General features: G+C 59.1%; 25 protein-coding genes. 12 read left to right on the forward strand and 13 right to left on the reverse strand.

Translation table 11 applies throughout. From position 1 onward, the window contains the following. Positions 1-3: 3 nt before the first annotated feature. Positions 4-186, reverse strand: coding sequence for a hypothetical protein (locus HF931_RS06730; protein WP_155841618.1), 183 nt, complete (start codon positions 184-186; stop codon positions 4-6). Between the two features lie 171 nt (positions 187-357). On the opposite strand from HF931_RS06730, the gene HF931_RS06735 reads away from it, so the two are divergent. The 3 genes from HF931_RS06735 (at position 358) to ligA (ending at position 6,030) form a co-directional block, all read left to right on the forward strand. Next, positions 358-2,169 carry an aminopeptidase P family protein gene (locus tag HF931_RS06735; RefSeq protein ID WP_273242624.1) on the forward strand — a complete coding sequence of 604 codons (1,812 nt, stop codon included), beginning with the start codon at positions 358-360 and terminating at the stop codon, positions 2,167-2,169. Positions 2,170-2,248: 79 nt separating this feature from the next. After that, positions 2,249-3,931, forward strand: coding sequence for a DNA repair protein RecN (locus tag HF931_RS06740; protein ID WP_273242626.1), 1,683 nt, complete (start codon positions 2,249-2,251; stop codon positions 3,929-3,931). Then, positions 3,928-6,030 (forward strand): NAD-dependent DNA ligase LigA, encoded by a 2,103-nt coding sequence (ligA, locus tag HF931_RS06745; protein WP_273242628.1) that lies wholly within the window; start codon positions 3,928-3,930, stop codon positions 6,028-6,030. Before HF931_RS06740 ends, ligA begins: the two co-directional genes overlap by 4 nt. Positions 6,031-6,041: 11 nt before the next feature. Here the strand turns inward: ligA and HF931_RS06750 are convergent, their stop codons facing one another. The 6 genes from HF931_RS06750 to HF931_RS06775 all read right to left on the reverse strand — a co-directional run bounded on the left by HF931_RS06750 (position 6,042) and on the right by HF931_RS06775 (position 12,687). Then, entirely contained in the window at positions 6,042-6,881 is an 840-nt protein-coding gene (locus HF931_RS06750) for an outer membrane protein assembly factor BamD (RefSeq protein WP_035547350.1), read from the reverse strand. 101 nt (positions 6,882-6,982) lie between these two features. Further along, a complete protein-coding gene (lpxC, locus tag HF931_RS06755) occupies positions 6,983-7,906 on the reverse strand; it encodes a UDP-3-O-acyl-N-acetylglucosamine deacetylase (RefSeq protein WP_035548221.1) in 924 nt (307 codons plus the stop codon). Between the two features lie 171 nt (positions 7,907-8,077). Continuing rightward, the gene (gene ftsZ / locus HF931_RS06760) at positions 8,078-9,538 is read right to left on the reverse strand and encodes a cell division protein FtsZ (protein WP_273014348.1); all 1,461 of its coding nucleotides are present in this window, start codon (positions 9,536-9,538) and stop codon (positions 8,078-8,080) included. Positions 9,539-9,629: 91 nt separating this feature from the next. Then, on the reverse strand, positions 9,630-10,925 hold the full coding sequence (ftsA, locus tag HF931_RS06765) for a cell division protein FtsA (RefSeq protein WP_273014350.1): 1,296 nt from the start codon (positions 10,923-10,925) through the stop codon (positions 9,630-9,632). Then, entirely contained in the window at positions 10,925-11,791 is an 867-nt protein-coding gene (locus HF931_RS06770) for a cell division protein FtsQ/DivIB (RefSeq protein WP_035547341.1), read from the reverse strand. The genes ftsA and HF931_RS06770 overlap by 1 nt, the downstream gene beginning before the upstream one ends. Further along, on the reverse strand, positions 11,779-12,687 hold the full coding sequence (locus HF931_RS06775) for a D-alanine--D-alanine ligase (protein WP_035547339.1): 909 nt from the start codon (positions 12,685-12,687) through the stop codon (positions 11,779-11,781). The genes HF931_RS06770 and HF931_RS06775 overlap by 13 nt, the downstream gene beginning before the upstream one ends. Before the next feature lie 223 nt (positions 12,688-12,910). Here HF931_RS06775 and HF931_RS06780 point away from each other — a divergent pair, with 223 nt between their 5' ends. Next, a complete protein-coding gene (locus HF931_RS06780) occupies positions 12,911-14,977 on the forward strand; it encodes a TonB-dependent receptor plug domain-containing protein (RefSeq protein WP_273242633.1) in 2,067 nt (688 codons plus the stop codon). On the opposite strand, the gene murB is transcribed toward HF931_RS06780, so the two are convergent. From murB to secA, 4 genes are all read right to left on the reverse strand, one after another. Continuing rightward, on the reverse strand, positions 14,974-15,933 hold the full coding sequence (murB, locus tag HF931_RS06785) for a UDP-N-acetylmuramate dehydrogenase (RefSeq protein WP_420537731.1): 960 nt from the start codon (positions 15,931-15,933) through the stop codon (positions 14,974-14,976). The genes HF931_RS06780 and murB overlap by 4 nt on opposite strands. Before the next feature lie 61 nt (positions 15,934-15,994). Continuing rightward, positions 15,995-16,219, reverse strand: a complete 225-nt coding sequence (locus HF931_RS06790) for a hypothetical protein (RefSeq protein WP_273014357.1) — start codon at positions 16,217-16,219, stop codon at positions 15,995-15,997. Between the two features lie 68 nt (positions 16,220-16,287). Further along, positions 16,288-16,785, reverse strand: coding sequence for an AAA family ATPase (locus tag HF931_RS06795; RefSeq protein WP_273243171.1), 498 nt, complete (start codon positions 16,783-16,785; stop codon positions 16,288-16,290). Between the two features lie 19 nt (positions 16,786-16,804). Continuing rightward, a complete protein-coding gene (gene secA / locus HF931_RS06800; RefSeq protein WP_273242637.1) occupies positions 16,805-19,543 on the reverse strand; it encodes a preprotein translocase subunit SecA in 2,739 nt (912 codons plus the stop codon). A gap of 185 nt (positions 19,544-19,728) precedes the next feature. Here secA and HF931_RS06805 point away from each other — a divergent pair, with 185 nt between their 5' ends. The 4 genes from HF931_RS06805 to HF931_RS06820 are packed head-to-tail and all read left to right on the forward strand — an operon-like array spanning position 19,729 to position 22,514. Then, a complete protein-coding gene (locus HF931_RS06805; RefSeq protein ID WP_051602383.1) occupies positions 19,729-20,679 on the forward strand; it encodes a peptidylprolyl isomerase in 951 nt (316 codons plus the stop codon). Next, positions 20,676-21,926, forward strand: coding sequence for a bifunctional glutamate N-acetyltransferase/amino-acid acetyltransferase ArgJ (gene argJ / locus HF931_RS06810; protein ID WP_273242639.1), 1,251 nt, complete (start codon positions 20,676-20,678; stop codon positions 21,924-21,926). Before HF931_RS06805 ends, argJ begins: the two co-directional genes overlap by 4 nt. Next, on the forward strand, positions 21,923-22,342 hold the full coding sequence (locus HF931_RS06815; RefSeq protein WP_273242641.1) for a (deoxy)nucleoside triphosphate pyrophosphohydrolase: 420 nt from the start codon (positions 21,923-21,925) through the stop codon (positions 22,340-22,342). The genes argJ and HF931_RS06815 overlap by 4 nt, the downstream gene beginning before the upstream one ends. Before the next feature lies 1 nt (position 22,343). Further along, a complete protein-coding gene (locus HF931_RS06820; protein WP_273242643.1) occupies positions 22,344-22,514 on the forward strand; it encodes a Flp family type IVb pilin in 171 nt (56 codons plus the stop codon). Positions 22,515-22,532: 18 nt separating this feature from the next. Here HF931_RS06820 and HF931_RS06825 read toward each other — a convergent pair whose 3' ends face one another. Continuing rightward, positions 22,533-23,447: a methyltransferase domain-containing protein gene (locus HF931_RS06825; RefSeq protein ID WP_035547322.1), complete on the reverse strand. Its 915-nt coding sequence runs from the start codon at positions 23,445-23,447 to the stop codon at positions 22,533-22,535. On the opposite strand from HF931_RS06825, the gene HF931_RS06830 reads away from it, so the two are divergent. From HF931_RS06830 to HF931_RS06845, 4 genes are all read left to right on the forward strand, one after another. Beyond that, positions 23,446-24,216, forward strand: a complete 771-nt coding sequence (locus tag HF931_RS06830) for a ComF family protein (RefSeq protein ID WP_273242645.1) — start codon at positions 23,446-23,448, stop codon at positions 24,214-24,216. The two genes, HF931_RS06825 and HF931_RS06830, sit on opposite strands and share 2 nt — an antisense overlap. Positions 24,217-24,247: 31 nt before the next feature. Continuing rightward, entirely contained in the window at positions 24,248-24,505 is a 258-nt protein-coding gene (gene grxC, locus HF931_RS06835; RefSeq protein ID WP_035547319.1) for a glutaredoxin 3, read from the forward strand. Positions 24,506-24,516: 11 nt separating this feature from the next. Next, positions 24,517-24,957 carry a DUF1178 family protein gene (locus HF931_RS06840; protein WP_273242647.1) on the forward strand — a complete coding sequence of 147 codons (441 nt, stop codon included), beginning with the start codon at positions 24,517-24,519 and terminating at the stop codon, positions 24,955-24,957. 82 nt (positions 24,958-25,039) lie between these two features. Further along, positions 25,040-25,342 (forward strand): aa3-type cytochrome c oxidase subunit IV, encoded by a 303-nt coding sequence (locus HF931_RS06845; RefSeq protein WP_035547315.1) that lies wholly within the window; start codon positions 25,040-25,042, stop codon positions 25,340-25,342. Between the two features lie 5 nt (positions 25,343-25,347). Here the strand turns inward: HF931_RS06845 and HF931_RS06850 are convergent, their stop codons facing one another. After that, positions 25,348-25,608: a TraR/DksA family transcriptional regulator gene (locus HF931_RS06850; protein ID WP_273012435.1), complete on the reverse strand. Its 261-nt coding sequence runs from the start codon at positions 25,606-25,608 to the stop codon at positions 25,348-25,350. Between the last annotated feature and the right edge of the window lie 42 nt (positions 25,609-25,650).

Consider the following 25,650-nt stretch of genomic DNA (forward strand, 5'->3'; position numbering starts at 1 on the left):
GGATCAGTATGCGGCGCGGCGAGCCCAGCGGGCCGAACGGCGCGCAAGGATTTGCGGGCGCTGGCTTTCGGCCGACTTCAGCGAGTGCGCAAAAGCGGACTCGGCCACTTCATTGACCATCAGCGGGCGATCTTCACCGGCCATGTTGGTCATGATTGGCGAAGCGATTGTGTTTTGACGTCTCATTTCGAGATCCCTTTTTCTGTATTGTGCGGTGCACAATTATTATCATGGCGGCTATGTAGCGGAAAAAGGTAAACTTAAAAGCATGGGAACGCTGAAAAATGCATGCGAATTCGCATAACTGTGATGCGGGTTTCGGTGGTCAAAACGCGGCTTTCGGCCTACATAGAGGGCATGAGACAGACATTTGATATCAAGGGTGGACCGCAGGACGGTCGTGCCCATTTGCCCCTCGTTCGCGAACAGCTTGCCGCTCAGAAGCTCGACGGCCTTTATGTTCCGCATGACGACGAATACCAGAATGAGTACCTGCCGGACGCGAATGAGCGCCTGGCCTGGGTCAGCGGGTTCACCGGCTCGTTCGGGTCCGCGTTCGTCTTCACGGATCGTGCCGTCATTTTTGCAGATGGCCGTTACACGCTTCAGGTCGTCGACCAGACCGATCCCGATCTGTGGGAAGTGCAATCGGTTCCCGAGCCCGGCCCGTTCGGATGGCTGAAGTCGCAGGACATGTCCGGAAAGCGGATCGGCTATGACCCGAAACTGATGAGCCCGAATGATGTGGCCCAGATGGCAAAGGCGGCCAAGGCTGCTGGCGCGGAACTTGTTGGCGTCACCGACAACCCAATCGATGTGGCGTGGGCCGACCGTCCGGACCAGCCAATGGCACCCGTTGTCCCGCATGATGTGAAGTTCGCCGGAAAGGCCCATGACGAAAAGCGCGTCGAAATCGGCGATGCCCTGAAAGCGGAAAAGCTGGATGCGGCGGTGATTACGTCCCCGGCGTCGATTGCCTGGGCGTTCAATATTCGCGGCGGAGATGTCAGCTGCACGCCGCTGCCGCTCGGCCGGGCGATCCTGTTCGCAGACGGCTCGGCCGATCTGTTCCTCGACGAGGTGAAAGTCTCGGATGAGCTGCGCCAACATCTTGGCAACAGTGTTACGCTTCGTCCGTTGGCGGATCTGGAAAAAGGTCTGGCGGATCTCAAGGGCAAGACCGTCAGTGTCGACCCGGACGTTGCCTCGGCCTGGTTCTTTGATCAGCTCGAACAGGCAGGCGCTACAATTGTACGAGACCGCGACCCTGTCTCGCTGCCCAAGGCACGCAAGAATGAAGCCGAGCTTGCGGGCTCTGCCGCGGCGCATATCCGCGATGGTGTTGCGCTGACCCGGTTCCTGCACTGGCTGGATACGGATGCGCAGAGCGGCGAGGTCACCGAGATTGATGCAGCCATCAAGCTGGAAGAGTTCCGCGAAAACCTGGGCGGCCTTAACGATCTGTCCTTCCCGACCATTTCCGGGGCAGGGCCGAACGGCGCGCTGCCGCATTACCGCGTCTCGACTGCGTCCAATCGCAAGCTGGAGCGGGGCAGCCTCTATCTGGTCGACAGTGGCGGCCAGTATCTGGATGGCACGACAGATGTAACGCGCACTGTGCCAATTGGTGATCCGAGTGCAGACATGCGCCGTCACTACACCCAGGTCCTGAAAGGGCATATCGCGCTGGCCGTCGTGCGCTTTCCGAAAGGCACAACCGGCACCCATCTGGACGTGCTCGCGCGCCATGCGCTCTGGCAGGCTGGGCTCGATTACCAGCACGGCACCGGCCACGGCGTTGGCGTTTATCTCGGCGTTCACGAAGGCCCGCAACGTATTGCAAAAGGCTGGAGCCCGATCCCGCTGGAAACCGGCATGATCGTCTCGAACGAGCCGGGCTATTATCGTGAAGGTCAGTACGGTATCCGCATCGAGAATCTGCAATATGTCACCGCGCCCGCCCCGATTGAGGGCGGCGAGATCGACATGTACGGTTTTGAGTGCCTGACCTTTGCGCCACTGGCGCGGGACCTGGTCGACCTGGCCCATTTGACCAAGGAAGAGCGGGAATGGGTCGATGCCTATCACGCGAAAGTCTACGACCTGCTGGCAGACAAGCTGGACGGACCAGTGAAGGATTGGCTGCGCGCCGCCTGCATGCCGCTTTAACACCGTTAACGAAAAACAGGCTTGTTCCTGTTTTGTTCCAATGATAAATCATGGCCAGTAGACTCTTTGGAGACTGGCCATGATCCTTTCCTTGTCGATACGTGATTTTGTCCTGATAGACCGTCTGGACATTGAACCCGGCAGTGGATTTACCGCGCTGACGGGTGAAACCGGGGCAGGTAAATCCATTATTCTCGATGCCCTGTCGGTGGCGATGGGGCATGGCTCTGACCGCGCCATGATCCGCGCTGGACAGGACCAGTCCACTGTTGCGGTGGAGTTTTCACCGCCCGTGAACCATCCGGTGTGGGCCGCGCTGATCGAGAGCGGCATCGACGCCTCGCCGGACGAAACCCTTACCCTGAAGCGCGTGTTGCGACGGGCCGGTCCTGCGCGTGCCTTTTTGAATGACCAGCCGGTAAGCGCGGCGCTCCTGTCCGAGATCGGGGACCTTCTGGTCGAAATTCACGGCCAGCACGCGGCCTCTTCCCTTATGAAACCCTCGTCGCACAGGCGGTTGCTCGACCTGTTTGCGGGCAATGAAACCCTCCTCGACGCTTGCGCGTCTGCCTACGGCTTGATGGCTGAGGCGAGTGCGAAGCGGGAAGAGCTGGAGGTGGAACACGCAAAGGCCATCGAGCAGCGTGACTGGTTGAGTGAGGCCGTAGACGAATTGTCCGGGCTCGGCCCACGTGAGGGCGAGGCCGCTCAGCTTACGGAGCGCCGTACGCTGCTGATGCAGTCAGAGCGCGTGACGGAAGCGGTGCGCGAGGCTGAAGCTGTACTGGATGAATCCGGGGTTGAGGATGCACTGGCGCGGGCCGCGCGCGCAACAGACCGGATTTGCCGATTGCCGGGGTTCGAGGCGTCAGAAGATGCCTTGCCGGTGGCCGCGCGCGCGGCAGCCGAAGCGGTCGAGCGCGCCTTGATTGAAACCCGTGAGGCGGCGAATGCCATTGGCCAGCTTGAACGTCTGGTCCATCATGACTCCGCAGAGCTGGACAGCGCGGAGGCGCGTCTGTTTGCCCTGCGTGCTGCGGGGCGCAAGCATAATTGCGACCCGGACTTGCTGCCGGACATGCTGGTATCCCTCAGTGAACGGCTGGATCTGGTCGAAGCTGGCGAGGATGCGCTCAAGGCGGCACGCAAGGCTGAGGCCTCTGCAAGGGCCGATTGGCATCAGGCCGCTGGCAAGCTGAGCGATGCGCGCAAGGCGGCGGCGTCCCGGCTTGAAAAGGCCATCGCGCGGGAACTGAAACCGCTCAAACTTGGCCGCTCGGTCATCCGCGTGTCGATCTCCCCATTGGCAGAAGGGGAGGGCGGCCCGAACGGTATCGACCGGGTTGAGTTCGATGCAGAGACCAATCCGGGCGCCGGATTCGGTCCGCTGCGAAAGATCGCCTCGGGCGGGGAGCTGGCGCGTGTATCGCTCGCGCTGAAATGTGCGCTCGCCGAGGCAGGCTCAGCGCTCACCCTCATCTTTGATGAAGCTGATCAGGGCGTCGGCGGCGCCGTGGCGGCGGCGATTGGCGAACGCCTTATTTCGCTTGGCCAGTCCCGGCAGGTCTTTGCCATTACCCACAGTCCCCAGGTCGCGGCGTCCGCAGCGGCGCAGTGGCTCGTGGAGAAGGGGGCTGGCGGCTCACGCATACGCGGGCTAGATGACAGCAGCAGGCAGGAAGAAATTGCCCGGATGCTGTCAGGTGCCGAAGTGACCGCTGAGGCCCGCGCCGCTGCCGGGAGGTTGTTGGAGGGTGCATGAGCGAGGCAACACCGGTTGAGGATCTGACACCGGACGAGGCAGCCGCCGAACTCGCGCGGCTCGCCGCGCTCATCTCCGAAGCTGATGCGGCCTATTATCAGGAAGATGCGCCGGCCCTGACCGATGCGGAATACGATGCGGCCCGCCAGCGCAACCTCGCCATTGAAGCCCGGTTCCCGAATTTGAAGCGAGAAGACAGTCCCTCTGACCGGGTCGGGGCTGTCGCTCAGGATGGCTTCAGCAAAGCCACGCATGCCGCGCCGATGTTGTCGCTGGACAATGCGTTTTCCGACGAAGACGTGGAAGAATTTGCGGGCCGTATCCGACGGTTTCTGGGGCTTTCAGAAGACGATGAGCTGGAGCTGACGGCCGAGCCCAAGATCGACGGGCTGTCTCTCAGCCTCACCTATGAAAGGGGGGGGCTGCAGCGCGCCGCCACGCGGGGCAATGGCCAGATCGGCGAGGACGTCACCGCCAATGCTCGCACGTTGAAAGACATTCCCGCAAAGCTTTCGGGCAAGGGCTGGCCGGACTTCATCGAGATCCGCGGCGAGGTGTATATGAGCCACGCCGATTTTGCTGCGCTCAACACGCGCGAAGGCGAAGCCGGGCGAAAGACTTTTGCCAACCCGCGCAACGCCGCCGCCGGCAGTTTGCGGCAGCTCGATACCGAAATCACGAAATCCCGTCCGCTCAACTTCTTCGCCTATGCCTGGGCAGCGGAAAGCGAACCCTTTGCCGAGACCCAGATGGAGGCGGTCGCCGCGTTTGCCGCCTGGGGCTTCGATACGAACACGCTGATGGCAAAGGCGGCGACACTTGGCGACATCCTGGCGACATATCGCGACATAGAGCGACAACGCGCGACACTCGGCTACGATATCGACGGTGTCGTCTACAAGGTAAACAGGCTCGATTGGCAGCAGCGTCTCGGCTTTGTCAGCCGTGCGCCGCGCTGGGCGATTGCGCATAAATTTCCGGCCGAGAAGGCCACTACAACCTTGGAAGATATAGATATTCAGGTGGGCCGCACAGGCTCGCTGACCCCCGTTGCCCGCCTCACACCCGTCACGGTCGGCGGTGTCGTCGTCTCCAATGCAACCCTCCACAATGAAGACGAGATCGATCGCCTCGGCGTAAAGCCCGGCGACACCGTCGAGATCCAGCGCGCAGGCGACGTGATCCCCCAAGTCCTGCGTGTGGTGAAGGATGGCGGCGGCGCGCCCTGGCACATGCCTGAGACGTGCCCTGTGTGCGGCTCAGCCGCCGTGCGCGAGATTGACGACAAGGGTGAAGCCGATGTGCGCCGTCGTTGCACAGGTGGGCTCGTCTGTGCCGCTCAGGCCGTTGAGCGGTTGAAGCATTTCGTGTCCCGAAAGGCGCTCGATATTGACGGCATTGGCGCGAAACAGGTCCAGCTTTTCCACGAGAAGGGCGTTGTGAAGGCGCCACAAGACATTTTCCGCCTCGCCGATCGCATCGCGGAGGAAGGCTTGCCGCCGCTGGAAGAGTGGGACGGGTTTGGAAAGGCCTCGGCAAGGAAACTGTTTGACGCAATTGATGCCCGCCGCAGCGTGCCCTTTGCGCGCTTTTTGAACGGGCTCGGCATCCGACATGTCGGCCAGACCACGTCCCAGCTCTATGCGCGGCATTTCCTCGACTGGGCACCTTTCTGGCAAACTGTCGTGCGTGCAGAGAAAGGCGGGCAGGAATCTGAAGCCTTTGCCGAACTCACCGGGATTGATGGTGTGGGTAAGGCCGCTGCCGGCGCGCTCGTCGATTTCGAGGCAGAGCCCCACAATCGGGAAATGCTCGAAGCGCTCATGCGGGAAGTTTCGGTTGAGGCGGAAGAGGCCGCAGCGTCTGATAGTCCGGTTGCCGGAAAGACGATTGTCTTCACCGGCACACTGGAACGCATGACCCGCGATGAAGCCAAGGCACGGGCCAGCGCGCTCGGCGCGAAAGTGTCAGGGTCGGTGTCGGCCAAGACAGATATTCTGGTCGCCGGTCCCGGTGCGGGCTCCAAGCTGAAAAAAGCTGAAGGCCTCGGTGTCCAGACTATGACCGAAGATGAATGGTTTGACCTGATTGGTGGCTAGGTACGGAGTGCCTATTTGCCGCCAGGAATGATCCGCTGCAGCAGGGTGCGGCGGGTTTCGCCATCCAGCGCTTCCGGATCAAGGCCTTTGTTGGTCAACAGGCGATAGCTCATCTGGTACCAGTCGCTTTCGGGGTAGTTGTAGCCAAGCGTAGATCCAACCGCGAGCGCCTGGTCGCGCAGGCCCAGGGTCAGGTAGGCTTCCACGAGCCGATGCAGCGCCTCTGGTGTGTGGGATGTCGTATCATACTTCTCGACCACGGTGCGAAAACGGTTGACCGCAGAAAGCATCTGATTGTTGCGCAGGTACCAGCGGCCGACGGTCATTTCCTTACCGGCCAATTGGTCATGCACCATATCCAGCTTCACACTGGCGTCGCGCGCATACTGGCTGTCCGGGAAGCGGCGAACTACATCCATCAGCGCGTCGCGGGCGCGCTCAGTCGTCGCCTGGTCGCGGCCAACATCGGTAATCTGGTCAAAATAGCTCGCAGCGATCAGGTAATAGGCGTATTCGGCTTCCGAGCCACCCGGATGAAGCGCGAGATAGCGTTGCGCGCCTGAAATCGCCTCGTCGTACCGACGGCCCTGGTAGTGTGCAAAGGCGGTCATGACCATTGAACGGCGCGCCCACTCGGAATAGGGGTGCTGGCGCTCGACTTCATTGAACAGCAAGATCGCCTGATCGTAATCCCGCTTGTCCATCTCGGACGTCGCCTGATTGTAGAGCTGCTCCACCGGGCGTTCGACATAGGCCAGTTCCTGACGACGATTTTCGCGGGACTGACAGGCTGTCAGCGCAAGCGCGGCAGTCGTGATCAGGAGGAGGGGGAGCTTTGTGGATACTCGCATGGCAGGGCGGGCGCTTTCTGCTGTGATGATCTGATTAACTGCTTAGCGCGAACCCACAGGGTTTTCCAAGCGCGTTTCTCAGGCCTCGACGGTCAAACGCCTTAAACAGCCGCAGAGCGGCGCGTATCTGCACGGCTCGCATCAGCTGTATCGGATTCCCAGCACCAGGCAGACGGCGTTTCCAATAGTTTCCGAACGAGCAGATTGTTGATGGAGTGGCCCGGCTGGACCGCTTCATAAATACCAGCAATGGGCGCGCCTGCCAGCATGAGATCGCCAACCGCATCAAGCATCTTGTGGCGAACGAATTCGTCTTCAGACCGCAGGCCTTCCGGGTTCATGATCTCGCCATCGTCGACCACGACCGCATTCTCCAGCGATCCGCCCCGGGCAAGCCCCATGGAGCGCAGCATGTCAACATCGCGGGCAAATCCATAGGTGCGGGCGAAGGCCAGATCCCGGGCAAACATGCCGGGAGCCAGTTGCAGCGTCATTTCCTGCACACCGATGACTGTGTCGTCATACTCGATACGTGCATTCAGCGTCAAAAGCTTGTCTTCGGAAGGGGACAAGCGCGCGCGCTTCGGGCCGTCTTCAATCTCGATGGTTTCCAGAATGCGGATGCGGCGGCGCGGTGCAGATTGTTGCTTCAATCCTGCCTGCAGCAGAAGTTCGCAATAGACGGCGGAGGAGCCATCCATGATCGGTACTTCCGGGCCGTCGATTTCGATGAGCAGGTTATCGATACCCATGCCAGCCAGCGCCGCCATAAGATGTTCAACGACTGCGACAGACACACCATTTTCGTTCGTCAGCGTGGTGCCAAGTTGGGTATCGGTGACCTGTTCGGCATCGGCCGGGATGGTCGTGTTGGGCCCTTGAATGTCCGTTCGGCGAAACACGACACCGGTTCCGGCCGGAGCCGGTTTCAGCACGAGCCGTGCTTTCTTGCCGCTATGCACACCTACACCCGCACATACGGCGGGACGCGCAATCGTCTGCTGAAATTCTACACTACCGGACAACACACCTACCTCCAGTTTCGCAGAATACATTGGGGTGGACGGCGTGAAGATACAAAACACGGCTTGTTTCGACGTGTTACAAAACGGGCCAAGATAGCGATCTTGGCCCTGTAATCATTGTGTTTTATTTGAAACAATTTCGCCTGTGGTTTGCTGCAATCGTGTGCAAAATCAGTGATTGGCAGACCGGCGAAGGAAAGCCGGAATTTCCAGGTCGGAATCATCGAACGGAGCAGGTTCCGGGTGGTCGTCCGGCGAGGAGACGATCTGGCCGCCGGATTCCGTCGCTGGTGTGTCGCCATTATCCGCATGAGCGTTGCGACGCCAGCCGAACAGGTTGGAGAATCCGGACGGGCCGTGGCGGTTCTCATCTTCAGCAGGCGCGTCGGTCTGCTTGCTGAAAACGGCGTCGGCCTGGATCTGGTCTTCGCCTTCGCTGCCCTCGAAGTGTTCTGCTGGCAAGGATTGGCCAGGGAAGTCGCCGCGCGGGTCGGCTTCTGCGGAGCGAAGCGGGGATGGAGTATGGAGGATCACCTTTGGACGATCGTCTTCGTCAGCAATCTCCGCGACAGCTTCGACTTCCGGTTCAACTTCTGAGTCTGCCTCGGTGACGGGCTCTTCCTGAATAGGTTCCGCGATGGGCTGGCGCACAGTCTTTGCGACAGGCGGTTCCTGCTTCAGGGATGGCAGCACGGCGTCCACGCCCGCGGCAACGACCGATACGCGGATCTTGCCTTCCAGTTCGGTATCGAAAGCTGAACCAAGAATGATGTTTGCGTCCGGGTCGACTTCGCGGCGGACTTCATTGGCCGCTTCATCCAGTTCGAACAGTGTCATGTCATAGCCGCCGGTGATGTTGATCAGCACGCCCTTTGCGCCCTTCATCGAGATGTCGTCCAGCAGCGGATTGTCGATAGCGGCCTTGGCGGCTTCGAGTGCGCGATTTTCGCCCTCTGCTTCGCCCATACCCATCATCGCCGCGCCCATGCCCCGCATGATGGAGCTGACATCGGCAAAGTCGAGATTGATCAGGCCCGGCATGACCATCAGGTCAGTGATCCCGCGCACGCCAGAATAGAGTACGTCATCAGCCATGCGGAAGGCTTCGGCGAAAGTTGTGCGATCGTTGGCGATGCGGAACAGGTTCTGGTTCGGCACCACGATCATGGTGTCGACATGTTTCTGAATGTCAGCGAGGCCGCTCTCGGCAAAAGACATGCGGCGGGTGCCTTCAAAGCTGAAGGGCTTGGTGACGACAGCAACCGTCAGGATGTTCATTTCCCGAGCGGCGCGCGCGATGACGGGGGCTGCGCCGGTTCCGGTTCCGCCGCCCATACCGGCAGCGATGAACACCATGTGTGCGCCGTCCAGGCGTTCGCGAATTTCGTCTATGGATTCTTCAGCGGCTTTCGCGCCAACATCGGGGCGGGCTCCTGCGCCCAGTCCGGACGTGGTTTCTGGCCCAAGCTGGATGCGGTTTTCCGTCTTCGAGCGGGAGAGGGCCTGCGCGTCCGTGTTGGCAACGATAAACTCGACACCCTGCAGGTTCGCCTCGATCATGTTGTCAACGGCATTGCCTCCGGCGCCGCCGACTCCAAAGACCAGGATCCTGGGCTTGAGTTCATGTGTCATTCGTCGTCCTCACCTAACCGCCTGAAGCCATACTGAAGCGCTAAAATGACGCGTTGCAGCTAAGAAGCGGTTAAGTGATTCGCGATTGGCGTCAGAAATTTTCCTTCAACCAATGGAACGCCTTGTTCACGGCTCCGCTTCGGGCTTCTGCTCCGTATTCCTTTGACGCAATGCCAGCCCGCACAGCGTCTGCGAACCCCAACTCGGTATACAGTAGCAGACCTGAAGCTGTAGAAAAAGCTGGTGTTCCCAGTGTTTCACCCAGGAATTCAGCATTTGTCGGCCGTCCCAGCCGGACCGGCGCCTCCAGAGTGCGCATGGCAACTTCTCTGACGCCGGGCAACTGGCTGGCGCCGCCCGTCAGTACAACTCGACGAGGCAGTACTTTGCGTACACCACTTGCCTGAAGCGTGCGTTGGACCAGCTCGAAGATTTCCTCGATACGCGGCGCAATGATTTCGGCTAACTGGCCGCGCTCCATACGCGTTGCCTGAAGTCGACCATCATCTCCGAGGCGTGGCGCCTCAATTCGTTCTGCGAGGCCCGGCCCTTCCATATTGGCGGTCCCATAGACGCTCTTGAGACGCTCGGCAGCGGCGAAAGTCGTTCCGATGCCCTGCGCGATGTCTGATGTGACATGCGTTCCGCCCGCCGGAACAAGGCCGAGCCAGGCTGGCGACCCATTCAGATAAACCGACACGGCTGTCACGCCGGCGCCCATGTCGATGCAGATGGCGCCGTTCTCGATTTCATCATCGATCAGCGTGCCTGCGCCGCTCGCGATAGAGGAGGGGATCAGCATCTCCACACCGAGATGCGCGCGGCCGACACATTCCACCAGATTGCGCACCATCGCCTTTGGCGCGGTGACAACAGACAGCAGTAATCCGAGCCGGTCGGCGTACATGCCTGCTGGTTCGCGTACGCCTTCCTGCGCATCAACGCGATACGCCACAGGCCAGGCCGCCAGGACGTCCGCGCCTTTGGTCGGGATCTGCGCCATTGCCTGCGCTTGCACGCGGCGAATGTCCTTCGGCGTCACTTCGCGGCCACCGATATCGATTTCTGATGTAACCAGCTGGCAGTTCAGCTTCGAGCCTGTGATCCCCAGAACGACCTGGCTGATCTGCTCGCCTGCTTCGCGTTCAGCGTCTTCCACAGCGAGGCGAATGGAGCGTTCGAGCCCATGCATGTCCGTAATGGTGCCGCCATTAAAGCCGCGCGACTGCTGGCGACCGGCGCCGAGTATCTGAAAATTGCGCGGTCCGGTGCCGTCATTCCGGCCGATGAGGCAGGTGATTTTTGAGCAGCCGATGTCTAGCGCGGCAATCGGGTTGGATGCTCGCGACCCTACCAGTGGTTTTCGCCGGGCCTGGACGTTTGCCATCAGCTTCGGGCCGCCTCTTTTCGGGCTGCAAAGTCAGGATCATTGACCGGGTTGAGATAGACGCGGCCCTTGTTGCGAAGATCGATGGTCTCCAAAGGACGCTGCATCAGAGCGGTGCGCAATTGCAGCGTCGACAGGCTGTCCAGCGCAGCAACCATTTGGGGGTCTTCCGGAAGGCGAACGGTCGCGCCGGAAACCAGTCGCATGTCCCAGCGGCGATCATTGATACGGGTGGCAATCGCGATGCGCGGGGCAACATCCGGTTCGGCTTTCAACGCTTCGACCAAGGCAGGGGCGGCTTTCGCTGCTCCGCGACCCGCCAGGCGGATCAGCTGCTTGTGGTCATCCGCGCGAGCGTCCGGAATGACGCGGCCGAGGCCGTCGACAACCGTCCATTCCTGACCGTCATGCCAAACGGCAACAGGTTCCGCGGCGTCGGCCAGAATCACGACTTGATCAGGCCAGAGCCGGTGGACACGTACGTTCAGAACCTTGTTGGTGCCCTCGACGCGGCGACGAATGACATGCGGGTCGGCGCGAAACATGTTCTCTCCTGGCTCGATCATCGCAGCTGCGCGAATGTCCTGCGCCAGTGCAGGGTCCTGTTCCAGGCCAATGATGGACACATCGTTCACGGCGATGCCGACAGTCCGGGCGGTATCATCCATGAAGCTCGCAAACCGGTTTTCGATCTGGGACATGGAGCCGCCCATCCAGGCGGCGGTGGCCACAACAATGGCAACCAGCATCACAAAACCGAACACGACTGAGGAGACGCGCACCTCTTCGCCCGTCACCTCATCAACAATGACGGCGGGCTTGCGCGCTTTTTTCGGAACGGTCTGATTGCGGGTTACCTTTGGCATGAAGCATCCTCGATCATCCAGGTGACCAGCTGTTCAAAGGACATGCCTACGAAAGCGGCCTGTTCGGGGACAAGCGAGGTGGGCGTCATGCCGGGTTGTGTATTTGTTTCCAGGATCACGAGCCGGTCTCTCTTGTCATCATAGCGAAAGTCGGACCGCGTCGCGCCCCGGCATCCGAGCGCCTGGTGTGCTTTCAGGGCAAATTTCATCGCCGCTTCGGTCACATGGGCAGGCAGGTCTGCCGGGATCACATGCTGCGATCCACCAGCTTCATATTTTGCATCAAAATCGTAATAGTCTCTTAAGGTCGTGATCTCTGTAACGGCCAGCGCGCGATCTCCAAGCACGGCCACGGTCAACTCCCGACCGGGAATGAATTCCTCGGCCATGAGATGGTCGCCATAGCGCCAGTTCGGTCCGGTCAGCTCCTTTGCAGGACCATTGGCGCCCTCGCGTACGATCAACACGCCAAAGCTGGAGCCCTCGGCGACCGGTTTGATGACGTAGGGCGGATCAAGGGGATGTGCTGCAGCGGCCTCGGCGCGGGTCACCTGCTTGTCTGCAGCAACCGGAATGCCTGCCTGCTGGAACACGGCTTTGGATTTCAGCTTGTCCATCGCAAGTGCCGATGCCAGCACGCCTGAATGAGAGTAGGGCAGGTCCAGAACCTCCAGCACACCCTGCACACAGCCATCCTCGCCCCAGGGGCCGTGGAGGCCATTGAGAACCACGTCCACGTTTGCTTCGGTCAGTTGCGCCGCAAGATCACGACCCGCATCGATTTCCACAACATCATAGCCGGCTGACCGCGCGGCCTTAGCCATTTGTTTACCGGACGTAACCGACACGTCGCGTTCAGAGGACCAGCCTCCATAGATCACGGCCACACGTTTCATAAGAATATCCTGCAAGCTGGTAGTGGAGGTATTCTTCGCGTCTGCAGGGTTAAAGCGGCCTTAGCGTGGCAGCCTGAGTGTGATTTCCCGGCGAAATAACAAAAAAATTAGAAAACGCCGGTTGCAACGTTTGGACTACAACTGTAGTCGATATCGAAAATCGACATCATTTCGGATTTGGGACACCGGATGTTTCCATCATCTGCGCGGGAGGATACGCAGCGTGAACCCTTTGACTCGGCTTCTTGGTGGAGCGTGCTTCAGTGCACTGGCAGTATCTGTTGTGGTGCCGTCGGCGATGGCCGACATGGCTCCGGAAACCACGCCAGGCGCAACGATCTACACGATTGAGAATTTCCGTCAGTATGCGCCACGTACAGCGCTGGAAATGGTGAATCGAATTCCGGGCTTCTCAATTCAGGGAGACAATGACGGTTCGCGGGGATTTGGGCAGGCCAGCGGCAACGTCCTGATCAATCATCAGCGTGTGTCTGGCAAATCGAATGGCGCAACGGATTCGCTGGACCGGATCGCTGCGACGAGCGTGGTGCGTATCGAACTTGTCGACGCGTCTGCATTCGAGATCCCCGGTCTGTCCGGTCAGGTCGTGAACGTCGTTACTAGCGGGGACACGGGAATATCCGGCACGTGGCGATGGAGCGCCCGGTTCCGGGATAATCTTCCGCCATATTACAATGATCTCAATCTCACCCTGTCAGGTGGGGGCGGTGACCTCAGCTGGACCTTCGAAGCTGAGAGCAGTCCGGAAAGAGGGGCTTCCAACGGACCGGAATTTGTCACTGATGGGCAGGGAAGCCTGATCGAGCGACGGGAAGAAGATTTCACGTACATCGCAGAGATCATGTCCGTGGCAGGATCGATCGGATGGACGCCGCCCTCAGGTGCAATCGCAAACCTGAATGCGAAGGCTCAGGTCTTTCAGCCAGACTACAAGGAAGCCGGAAAACTGTTCCGCACTCAAGGCGTGGAAGGTCGGCGTCTCTATACTGGTGCAGAAGATGAAGTGTTCGTGGAAGTCGGTGGAGATTACGAATTCGGTCTCGGGCCGGGCCGGTTGAAAGCGATTGGTCTGGTGCGCCGGGAAGACAGCCCGATTGTTGATCGTGTTCTGGTCGGCAATCTTGATGGCAGTAGGTCCTCAGAAGATGTGTTCCGAAAGGATATCCAAGAAGGAGAGTATATTCTCAGAACGGAGTATGCGCTCGGGGTTGGATCCGGAGCAGATTGGCAGATCGCCCTGGAGGGTGCGTTCAACTATCTGGAGCAGGACTCATCCTTGTTCGTGTCACAAGATGGTGGGCCGCTGGAGCGACAGGAATTGCCGCGAGCGAACTCCCGTGTCGAAGAACAGCGCGGAGAAATATCGATCACGCATGGCCGTCCTTTGGCGAGGGGGCTGACAGGGCAAGTCTCGCTGGGCGCGGAGATGTCGGAACTCTCTCAATCAGGTGACGCTTCCAATGTCAGGACATTCACGCGGCCCAAAGGATTCGCCAGCCTTACCTGGAAGGCCAGGCCCACTCTCCGACTTGTCACGCGTCTCGAAAGAGAAGTCGGGCAGCTCGATTTCTATGACTTTGTGTCCTCGGTGAATCTCAACGCTGGCAATGGACAGACAGGCAACCCGGAGATTGTGCCGGATCAGAAATGGAGACTCAGTGTTCAGACCGAAAAGAGCTTTGGCGCGTGGGGCGCCGGGACGGTCGAGGTATTTTACGAAGATATTGAGGATATCGTGGACCGTGTTCCGATTGGTTCAGGGGATGGGCCGGGCAATCTCGACGCGGCCTGGCAGGTCGGAGCGGAGTGGGATGCCACATTGAAACTCGCGCCCATCGGATTTTCTGGCGCAGAGCTGACCTATGAGGGCAACTATTATGACTCTGAGTTGACCGATCCGTTGACCGGAGAACTCCGCCCTATCAATGACAGTTCGAAATACTGGATGATGCTTCAACTACGTCATGATGTGCCGGCGACCGACTGGGCGTGGTCGGTCGGGTTCGAGCGTTGGGAGCGGAATCCATACTATCGCCTTGCGGAGACTGGTCAGGAAGGCGCACGCCCAGGATTTGCGTTTGCCTATATTGAGCACAAGGATCTCTGGGGCATGACTGGTCAGGCCATGATCGGAAATATCGCAAACCAGAATGATACGTTCCGCCGCCAGATCTACGACACTAACCGTCTCGGAAATGTTGTGCGCATAGAGGACCGTGCCCGCGATTTCGGGCCGATCATGACCTTCACGCTGGAAGGAATTTTCTAGGCATCGATTGGGGGAAGGGGAGGCTTGATCCGTCCGATCCGGCGCACTTCCCAGCGGAGGTTCACTCCTTGCGTGGCCAATACTCGCGCGCGGACGAGTTCGCCCAATGCTTCCAGGTCTGCCGCTGTGGCGTCGCCCGTATTGATGAGGAAGTTGCAATGTTTGGGAGAGACTTGTGCACCGCCCACTTTCAAGCCCCTGCAGCCAGCAGCGTCGATAAGTTTCCAGGCTGACCTCTGGTCTGGTGTGCCCGGAGGGTCAGGATTGGCGAAGGTAGAGCCCGACGTCTTTTCCTTGATCGGCTGCGTATCCGCGCGGCGATTTTGAAGCAATTCAATCTCGGCAAGGATCTTTTTCGGATCACCTGAGCCAGACCCTTCCAGCGTCAGCTTGGTGACGATCAGATCATCGGGCAAGTCTGTATGGCGATAGGAGAAGCTGGCCTCTGGCAGATTGCCGGGACGCCCTGGCCCCCGATAGGCGACATGCGTGCCGTCCCTCAGATAGCCCTCTAGTCCAACCAGGACATCCCGCAACTCCTGACCATAGCAGCCTGCATTGGTTCGGGTTGCCCCGCCCAGAGATCCTGGAATGCCTGAAAGGAATTCTAGGCCCGTTATGCCTGCGCGCGCCGCGGCTTTGGCCACGGAAACGTCTAGTGCGCCCGGTCGCGCAGTCAGAAATCCGTCTTCGCTCGCTTCGACGCTGCCCCAGTATTTGCCCATCAGACGCACCACGACACCGGCGATCCCGCCATCGCGGACGATGACATTCGAGCCGACGCCGAGAACCGTAACGGGTATTGCTGGGTCAAGCGTTTTCAGAAAGCCAGCAAGGTCCGTCTCGTCTTCTGGCAGGAACAGCCAGTCTGCCGGGCCGCCGACGCGGAACCAGGTGTAGGGCGCGAGGCTGGCATCCTTGATCAGCTTGCCGCGAACAGGGGGAAGGGTTGTCATCATATCGAACTAGGCGTTCGGGCACTTCCCGTCATGTGTCAAGTTGTGAGGACGGTCTGGCCTAGCGTTCAGGCGAGCCATCCTGATCCAGTTCGTCTGAGATCTCATCGGCGGCTTCGGAAACTTCATTCGCGAATTCGGAGGTTTCTTCTGGAAGATCGTCGATTGTCGCATCCATGCGCGCGCCAGCGCCTTCAAAAGATCCCTCCTGATAATAGAACCAGCCGAGCACGATCAGAAAGGCAACGCAGATGAAGGCGAGGATGGCGGTGAGCGTACGGCCCATGATGAGACTCCTTGTGGGTGTTCATCAGGGTGAACGCCGCGTTTACCACGAAGTTCCGATTCAGCGCTTCATCCGGTCCGCTTCACGAGTCTCAAAAGGTCATCCACACAGTCTGAAATCGGTCGTCCAGCCGTATCGACTGTTCCTGAGGATAGGGAATTTGGCTCCCAGATACGCTTACGGCGGTCTTGAGGCATGACCGGCAGCAGACCGTCTATGCCTGTCTCGCGCGTGCGCAACCTCTGGGCGGCTTCGTCTTCATTCGTACACACAACTTCGATCTCGATGATCTGCGTGCCAGTCTCCTCAGCGATGGCTCTCCAACCCGTGCGTGCTGGTTCCACCGCATTCACAGCGTCAGCGATGACATCTTTGCCTTTCAGAAGGTGATGCCGGGCAAGGTCATAGCCAATCCGGTAGCCTTGCGTGCCGACATCAAACGTGTCGCCATTGGCATTGCGCAAATCCTGTTCGAATACATCAATTCTGAGCAGGATCGCGCCTGTGTGGTCACTCATTCTTCGCGCCAGCGTGGACTTTCCCGATCCTGGCAGACCCGACAGCATGATGAGCCGGGCCAAGAGATCAAACCTTCTGGCCGATCAGGGCGCCGTGGCAATGCTTGTACTTCTTGCCGGAGCCACAGGGGCAGGGAGCGTTACGAGGCGTGTTGGCCCAGCTTTCTTCTGCCTGGTGAAGGGCGGGTCCAGGCGGCGGTGTGTCGTCGTCAGACATCTCGTTTTCGCCCGTATCCGGATCAATATGGGTTTCGCGCATCTGCGGCGGAGGTGCCGAAGGCTGCGGGGCAGGGCGTTGCTGTTTTTGTTCGGCCGGGGCCTGAACGCGGATATGCATCAGCGAGCGCGTAACCGTTACGCGAAGTTCGTTCAGCAGATTGTAGAACAGGTTGAAGGCTTCTTCCTTGAACTCGTTCAATGGATCGCGCTGGCCATAGGACCGCAGGTGGATAACGGAACGGAGCTGGTCGATCATTTGCAAATGTTCGCGCCAGCGCATGTCCAGAACCTGAAGCAGGATCTGCTTCTCGATCCGTTGCATCTGTTCAAGGCCAACTTGCTGGGTGATGGCCTCGTAGACCTTGTTGACGCCATTGTGGATGCGCTCGGCGATTTCCTGGTTGGCGACGCCTTCCTCGCTGGCCCAATCTTTCACGGGCATATCGATTGCGAAATCCTGTCGCAGGGCTTCGGCAAGGCCGTCCATATCCCACTGTTCCGCATACGCGCGTTCTGGCATGGTGCGGGTCACAAGGTTGTTGATCACGTCTTCGCGCATGTCGAGAATGGTGTCGGACACGTTCTCGGCGCGCATGAAGTCCATGCGCTGCTCGAAAATGGCCTTCCGCTGATCATTGATCACGTCATCATATTTGAGGACGTTTTTCCGGATCTCGAAATTGCGCTGTTCGATTTTCTTCTGCGACGTTTCCATCGCCTTGTTCATCCACGGATGCGTAATGCCTTCATCTTCCTTGATGCCAAGGCGACGCATCACATTGTCCATGCGCTCAGCCGCGAAGATGCGCATAAGGTCATCTTCAATGGAGATGTAGAATTTCGACTTACCCGGATCACCCTGACGCCCTGTCCGGCCGCGCAGCTGGTTGTCGATCCGACGGCTTTCATGGCGCTCCGTGCCAAGAACATAAAGGCCACCAGCGTCCAGCGCCTGCTTCTTCTTGACCTCGATGTCCGCCTTGATCTGGCTGGTCAGCAGGGAGAGTTCGCTTTCCGTCAGCTCACGGCCGAGCTTGGCTTCCTGTTCGGCCTTCTCCTGTTCAAGCCGCATTTCGAAATTGCCGCCCAGCTGGATGTCGGTTCCGCGGCCGGCCATGTTGGTTGCCACAGTGATCGCGCCCGGCACACCGGCATTCGCAACAATTTGAGCTTCCTGCTCGTGGTGGCGTGCGTTCAGAACCTTGTGAGGTATCTTCGCTGCCGTCAGCAAATTGGAGAGAACTTCGGATTTCTCGATGGATGCTGTGCCTAGCAGAACCGGCTGGCCCTTCGCATGACATTCACGCACATCAGTGACAATCTCGGCATATTTCGCCTTGGCCGTCCTGTACACGACGTCGTCTTCGTCGATCCGCTGGATCGGCTTGTTGGTCGGCAGGTCCACGACGCCCAGATTGTAGATATCAGCAAATTCGTCGGCCTCGGTCAGTGCTGTGCCGGTCATGCCGGCCAGCTTTTTGTAGAGGCGGAAATAGTTCTGGAAGGTGATCGACGCAAGAGTCTGGTTCTCTGGCTTGATGTCTACCTGCTCCTTCGCTTCGATGGCCTGGTGCAGGCCTTCGGACAGGCGGCGCCCCTCCATCATGCGACCGGTAAATTCGTCGATCAGCATCACCTGACCATCCTTGACGATGTAATCCTTGTCGCGGGTGTAAAGCTTGTGAGCGCGCAGGGCCTGATTGGCGTGATGGACGATGGAAATATTCGCTGGCTCCCACAAAGAGCCTTCAAGCGTTCCGTTTTCTGTCAGCCATCCTTCCAGCTTTTCGGTGCCGGTTTCGGTGTAGGTGACCGAGCGCTGTTTCTCGTCGAGTTCGTAGTCTTCATCGGTCAGGCGCGGCATCATCGCGTCAAGCGTCATGTAGAGCTCAGACCGGTCATCGGTCGGGCCGGAGATAATCAACGGCGTACGCGCTTCATCGATCAGGATTGAGTCGACCTCGTCGACGATGGCGAAGTGGTGTTCGCGCTGGGCCATCTGTTCCAGCGAGTATTTCATGTTGTCGCGCAGATAATCGAAACCGAACTCATTGTTCGTGCCGTAGGTAATGTCTGCGGCGTAGGCTTGGCGGCGTTCCTCGTCAGAGATGCCGTGCACGATGATGCCGGTCGTCATGCCAAGGAAGCCATACACCTGGCTCATCCATTCAGCGTCTCGTTTGGCCAGATAGTCGTTGACCGTGATGACGTGAACGCCCTTGCCTTCAAGCGCGTTCAGGTAAACTGCCAGAGTTGCCACCAGCGTCTTGCCTTCACCCGTACGCATCTCGGCGATGTTTCCAGAGTGCAACACCATGCCGCCCATCAACTGCACGTCGAAATGGCGCATGCCCAGCGCGCGGCGGGCACCTTCGCGGACTACGGCAAAGGCTTCTTCCAGAAGGCTGTCGAGAGTTGCGCCGTCGGCCAGGCGTTTGCGAAATTCTTCTGTCTTGCCCTTCAGCGCCTCGTCAGACAGGGCCTCCATCATCGGCTCAAGGGCGTTGATCCGGTTGACGCGCGCGCGAAGCGGCTTCAGCTTGCGATCATTAACTGAACCGAAAATCTTGCGGGCAACAGAAAGCATATCAGGCAGCACCAATTGATCTGGGCGACAAAACTCTAATCCTGACAGCGGAACCGACAGAATTTTTGTGGGTTCTCCCACCGCACTCTCGCTGGCTGAAACCCCTCGACCAGCGTTCGGGTCAGACTTAAGAACGCCGCATTGGGGTGTCAATGCAGCGCCCTCAGCCTAGAGGAGACTTTACAGTGCTGCTTCTGAAGCCCTTTTCCCGGATTCATTCCATACTTTTCGTGTCGCTGGTCCTGTCTGCAACGGTGGCGTGCAATCGCCCCGTCGAGGAAGAGCCTGTCCTGCAAGTCGAAGCGGCGACTGCAGTCACGGTAAACGGCGATCCAATTTACGTCAGCGACATTGAGCTTGAGGCAGTCGCGCGCGGCCTCATTTCCCCTGGTGAGGAATTCGGCCCCGGCGACGACAATTATGATCTGGTTCTGGATCAGCTGGTCGATCAGAAATTGATGGCGCAGGAGGCGTTGGGGCGGGGGCTCGACAAGGGCGCCGCCGCAGAGCGCCGCCTTGAAGTTGCGCGCGAGCGCATTCTCGGAAACCTGCTGGTCGAGAGCCTGGTTGCCTCCGAGGTGACGGAAGACAGCATCGAGTCCATGTACAAGGAGCAGGTCGCACTGCAGCAGGAAGACGATGAGGTCTCCATCGCGCACATTCTGGTCGAAACGGAAGAAGACGCACGCCGCCTGTACGACGAAATTCAGAATGGGGCGACATTCGAAAGTCTCGTCGTGTCGGATTCTGTGGATTCGACGACCAGGATGGAAAACGGCGATCTCGGCTATGTCTCTCCGAACAACATGGCCGACCCGTTCCCGGTCGTAATTGCCAATACGGGTGTGGGAGAGGTGTCAGAGCCGTTTCTCTCAGCCGATGGCTGGCACATCCTGAAAGTGAAGGATCGCCGAACCAGCCCACCCAAGACGCGCGCCGAGATGCGTCCGGAAATCGTGACCTTCCTGACACTCAACCAAGTCAGCAAGATCCTGCGTCGATTGCGCACCGAGGCGAAGATCGAAAAAGGCGAAAAATCGCCACATATCGTTCCGGATTCCGGACTTTCGCTTGAAAGCGAAGGCGATCTGCTGAAAGAGCAGCCCGCATCTGAAGCACAAGGACGTGAGCTTTGAAACTGATCCCATCCCCCTTCGCCCCGGCGCATTTTCCTGACTTGCCTATCGTTCACGGCGTGCGCGCAGCCACCGGCTCGCGAGGCTTTTACGCAGCGCGTGGTCTGACACGGGATGACGTTTTCCTGTTCGCCTTCGACGAAGGAACGAGTTGCGCGGGCGTTTATACGGTTTCCAATACGGCTTCGGCCGATGTGCTTTGGTGCCGGGAGGCGCTGAAAAGCGGTGCGGGCACTGCGAGCGCGCTTGTGGTGAACTCCGGCAACTCCAACGCCTTCACCGGCCCGAAGGGTGTCTTGAAGAACGACGCCACACTCATGGCTATGGGTGAAGCACTAGGGGTTGCGAAGGAAACCTGCTTCATCGCTGCGACGGGCGTCATCGGTGAGCCTCTGGCAGATCCAAATTATGTCGGCTCTATTGTGCCCGAATTGGCAGCGCGCCTTGCCGCGCCGGACTGGGAAGCTGCTGCCCGAGCCTTCATGACCACCGATACGTTCCCGAAAGGCGCAGGTCGGTCGTTCGATCTCGACGGAACTCAGATCAATATCGCTGGTATCGCCAAGGGATCGGGCATGATCGCGCCGAATATGGCAACGATGTTGTCATACGTTTTCACTGACGCTGCCATCGCCCCGGCGCTGCTGCAGGAATTGCTGGAGGACATTACTGACGAGACCTTCAACAGCATCACCGTGGATGGCGATACATCAACATCCGATACTCTGATGGTCTTCGCGACCGGTGCCAGCGGCATGTCACCCATCACGTCGTCCGACGATCCCCGGTTCGAAGTGCTGGCGGACGCCCTGCATGCGGTCTGTCTTGAACTAGCCCATCTGATCGTCAAGGACGGGGAAGGGGCCAGCAAGTTTGTCACGATCACCGTGAAAGGTGCCGTCTCGAGTCAGTCCGCCAAGATCATGGCGTGCGAAATTGCAAACTCGCCTCTGATCAAGACGGCAATGGCGGCAGGCGACGCCAACTGGGGGCGCGTCGTCATGGCCGTCGGCAAGTCGCTTGAGCCGATCCGGATGGACGAACTCTCGATCTGGTTTGATGATGTGCTCGTCGCTCAGAATGGCTCGCGTGCCCCGGATTATTCAGAGGCTGCTGCCAGCGCTGTGTTTGCAAAGCCGGAGTTTACAATCACCGTCGATGCGGGCGTGGGCGACCAGTCACATACCGTCTGGACCTGCGACCTGACCCACGGCTATGTCGACATCAATGGGGCCTACCGCACATGACACGCCGAACGGTGCTGGTGGTTGCTGCCGCGCTTTATGACGCAAAGGGCCGTATCCTGTTGGCCCAGCGCCCTGAAGGGAAATCAATGGCGGGCCTGTGGGAATTTCCCGGCGGCAAGATTGAACAGGGTGAAACGCCTGAGCAGGCGTTGGTCAGGGAACTCCACGAAGAGCTTTCGATAAAAGTGGAGGAATTCTCACTGAGACCTGTCACTTTTGCCAGTCATGCTTATTCTGATTTTCATCTTTTGATGCCACTTTTCGCAACGGAGAGTTGGGACGGCGAATTGGTGCCGCGAGAAGGTCAGTCTCTGGCCTGGGTCAAATCATCGGACCTTCATCTCTATCCGGCGCCTGCGGCAGACATTCCTTTGTTTGACGCGCTCTCGGGTAAGACAGTCACTCGGAGCAAGTAACATGGCCACGAAAAAGACAATTGTTCGGTTTCTGACGGATGAGTCCGGCGCGACAGCTGTGGAGTATGGCCTTTTGGTTGGTTTGATTGCTGTAGCGATCATGGGCGGTCTGGTTGCAGTTACGGCCTTAATAAATTCGACGTTCGAAACGGTCGAGAGCGAGATGGCTTGACGCCACACAGATGAAAAGTCAGCGCGAGCCAGCTTTTTTGACTGCGTCCGCAAGACTGACCTTCGCACTTCCCGGCTTTAGTGGTTTTGGTTGTGAGTCCGCCGGACTCCAGCCAGACATGTGAACAATTTCGAACGTCGCTCTGACCCGTCCGTCAGGATCGCTGAACCGGTCTTGGTAGATTTCCATTGCTCGCATAAGCACCCGCCGCGACAGAGGCCGGGTTGTTCCGGTCATAAACGCGGCGCGTTCTCCCATGCCCTTCAAATCGGTCAGCAAGGTTAGCGGCGAACCATAGCGAACCGTAACGGGATCGCGGTCCACGACGGGCAAGGTGAAACCCGCTCTTTGCATCAGGCTCGCCATATCCCGCAGGCCGGGCAGGGGAGACAGTCGCGCAGCTACGCCACCTGTCAATTCGGTCTCGGCTTCCATCAGGCTGGTGCGCAGCTCGCTGAGTGTACCCGCTCCAAACAGGGCTCCTAGAAACAATCCGTCCGGTTTGAGCGCCTTGCGGATCTGCACGAGCGTACCGGGCAGATCATTCACCCAATGAAGCGACAGCGCGGACACGATCAGATCCAGGCTTGCGGGGGCAAACGGGAGGCGTTCTTCGTCGATCTCTCGCGCCGTCACACCACCCGCCGCCATGCGCTCCACCATGCAGCGCGACAAGTCTCCGGCCTCGATGGTGCCGACTTGACCGCTATCCTGCAGCACCTGCGCCAGTTGGCCAGTGTGTGCGCCGAGATCGAAGGCGCGGTCGAAGGTATGTGATGTATCAGCGAGGCGTTCGGCAATATCGCTCGACACACGGGCTTTCAGAAAGTCATAGTTTCCGAAATCGCTTGCAGCCCGGTCGCGATTGCGCGCCAGACGGGCACGATCGAACAGGCGGGGCGGACTGGCAGTTGGGGAAACCGGGGAAGACATGGGCAGCGATATGGACCAGCCAACCCGTATGGCAAAGGGGGCATTGCGCGGCGTCGCTGAGTTTCTGTGGCCGCAGCGTTCTCTGGTCAGCGGTCAACGAGGTGTCGGTAAGGGGCCGCTGACGGCGTCCGAGTTCGCCGCGATCGGCTTTCTGTCTGACCCCGTTTGCAACACTTGTGGACGTGCGATGGAGCTGGACCTAGGGCCGGAAGCGCAATGCGCGGCCTGTATCGCGCGTCCCCCGCGCTGGGACCGGGCGCGCGCCGCGCTCATATATGATGCCGCCAGCCGCCGTATTGTGCTGGACCTCAAACGCTCTGGTCGCCGGGACGGATTGCGCACCATGACCGGCTGGATGCAGCGGGCCGGTGCAAATCTAATTGCGGAAGCGGATATGATCATACCGGTTCCGTTGCACTATACGCGCCTGGTCAGTCGGGGCTTTAATCAATCCGCCTGGCTGGGACAAGGAATCGCGCGGGAGGCGGGGCTACCTTGCCGTGTCGATCTGCTCAAACGCAAACGGAGGACGCCTACGCAGGGAAATCTGAGCGCGAAGGCCCGCCACCGGAATGTGGCGGGTGCGTTCAGTATCTCTCCCCGCGCGGCAACTTTGATCGACGGCAAACGCCTCTTGCTGGTTGATGATGTTCTGACGACGGGCGCGACCCTTTCCGCATGCACACGTGCCCTGAAACGTGCCGGAGCGCGACAAGTCGACGTGCTGGTGCTTGCGCGCGTTGTGCGGGAAACGGATGTCACCATATAAATCGGGAAGAAACCCTGTCAGGAGCCCCCTTATGGCTGAAGTCACGATCTATACGCGCCAATTCTGCCCTTACTGCACGCGCGCTGTTTCCCTGCTCAAATCCAAAAATGTCGAGTTCAACGAGATTGATGCCGGCATGGACGCACAAAAGAAGGCTGAAATGGTCGAGCGCTCGGGTGGCGGTCGCACATTCCCGCAAATCTTCATCGCAGATCAGCATATCGGTGGCTGTGATGACATGATGGCGCTTGAGCGGTCCGGCAAGCTGGACCCATTGCTTCAGGCCTGACGCGAACGACCATGATCCGATACGCCCTGATCTGTTCTGATTGCGAGCACGATTTCGAAGCGTGGTTTGCGTCCTCATCTGCATTTGATGACCAGTCTCAGCGCGGGCTCGTCAGCTGCACGATGTGTGGCGGATCAAATGTCGCGAAACAGATCATGGCCCCTTCGGTGCGTACATCGGAAGCGCGCAGGACCAGTTCGGATGAGGCCGCCCTCACGCGGAAGTTCATCGAGAAGGCACGCGATCACGTCGCCAATAATTTTGATTATGTTGGCGATAGTTTCGCAGATGAGGCCCGGTCCATGTATTACGGCGAGACCGATAGTCGCCCCATCTGGGGTGAAACCACGGCGGAAGAATCCCAGGCTCTGCGTGAGGAGGGCGTGCCCGCCGCGCCGCTTCCGGCGGCCTTGGCACCGCGGCCACCCAAGTCTGACAAGCAATTGAACTGAACTGGAGCGCTTTGACGCGCTTGACCCTGCTACGCCCTCATATATTACGCAGGACACAAGGTTTTTGACGGGGAGTGCCCTAATGGCTGCCAACGAATATCATCGCGGTGACATGGATATCAGCGTCCAGAAGGCGACTTGGGATGGCTTCATGGTGGGCAGCATCTGGGGCAGCCTCCTGATCATCATGACGGTCGGCTATGCCACGCTTGCTGTTGCCATCGGAATGAACTGGATGGTGTCCCTGGCTCTTATGGCCATCGTTGGCGTCGTTGCCGGTCTTGTCATGAACCTCGGCGGCCGCTGGATGGCGACGGTCGTGCTGATGGTGATACTGGCCGTGATCGTCCAGCTCTTCATTATGCTGTTCGGCGTTTTTCTTTAGATAAATCAGCTCGTAAGCGTCGCAGGCGCCCGGCAGTCCGAGCAGGTTTCGACAGCCGGGTCCGCATCAAGTCGCTTTAGCGAAATTGGACTGTTGCATCCTGTGCAGATGCCATAATGGCCCGCATCCATGCGGTCGAGCGCGGATTCAATCCGGGCGAGCTGTTCGGCGTATTTTTCCAGGGCTGTCGGCTTGCGGCCGAGCGGGTCCTGACCTGCACTTTGAGTCAGGTGATCCGGCACGGGAGGGGGAGGTACCGTCTTCATCTGACGCGATGCTGCGACTCCTTTAAGGGCTTGGCAAGGCAA

This window comes from Hyphomonas atlantica corrig. (assembly GCF_017795365.1).
In the GTDB taxonomy this organism is placed as follows: Bacteria; Pseudomonadota; Alphaproteobacteria; order Caulobacterales; family Hyphomonadaceae; genus Hyphomonas; species Hyphomonas atlantica.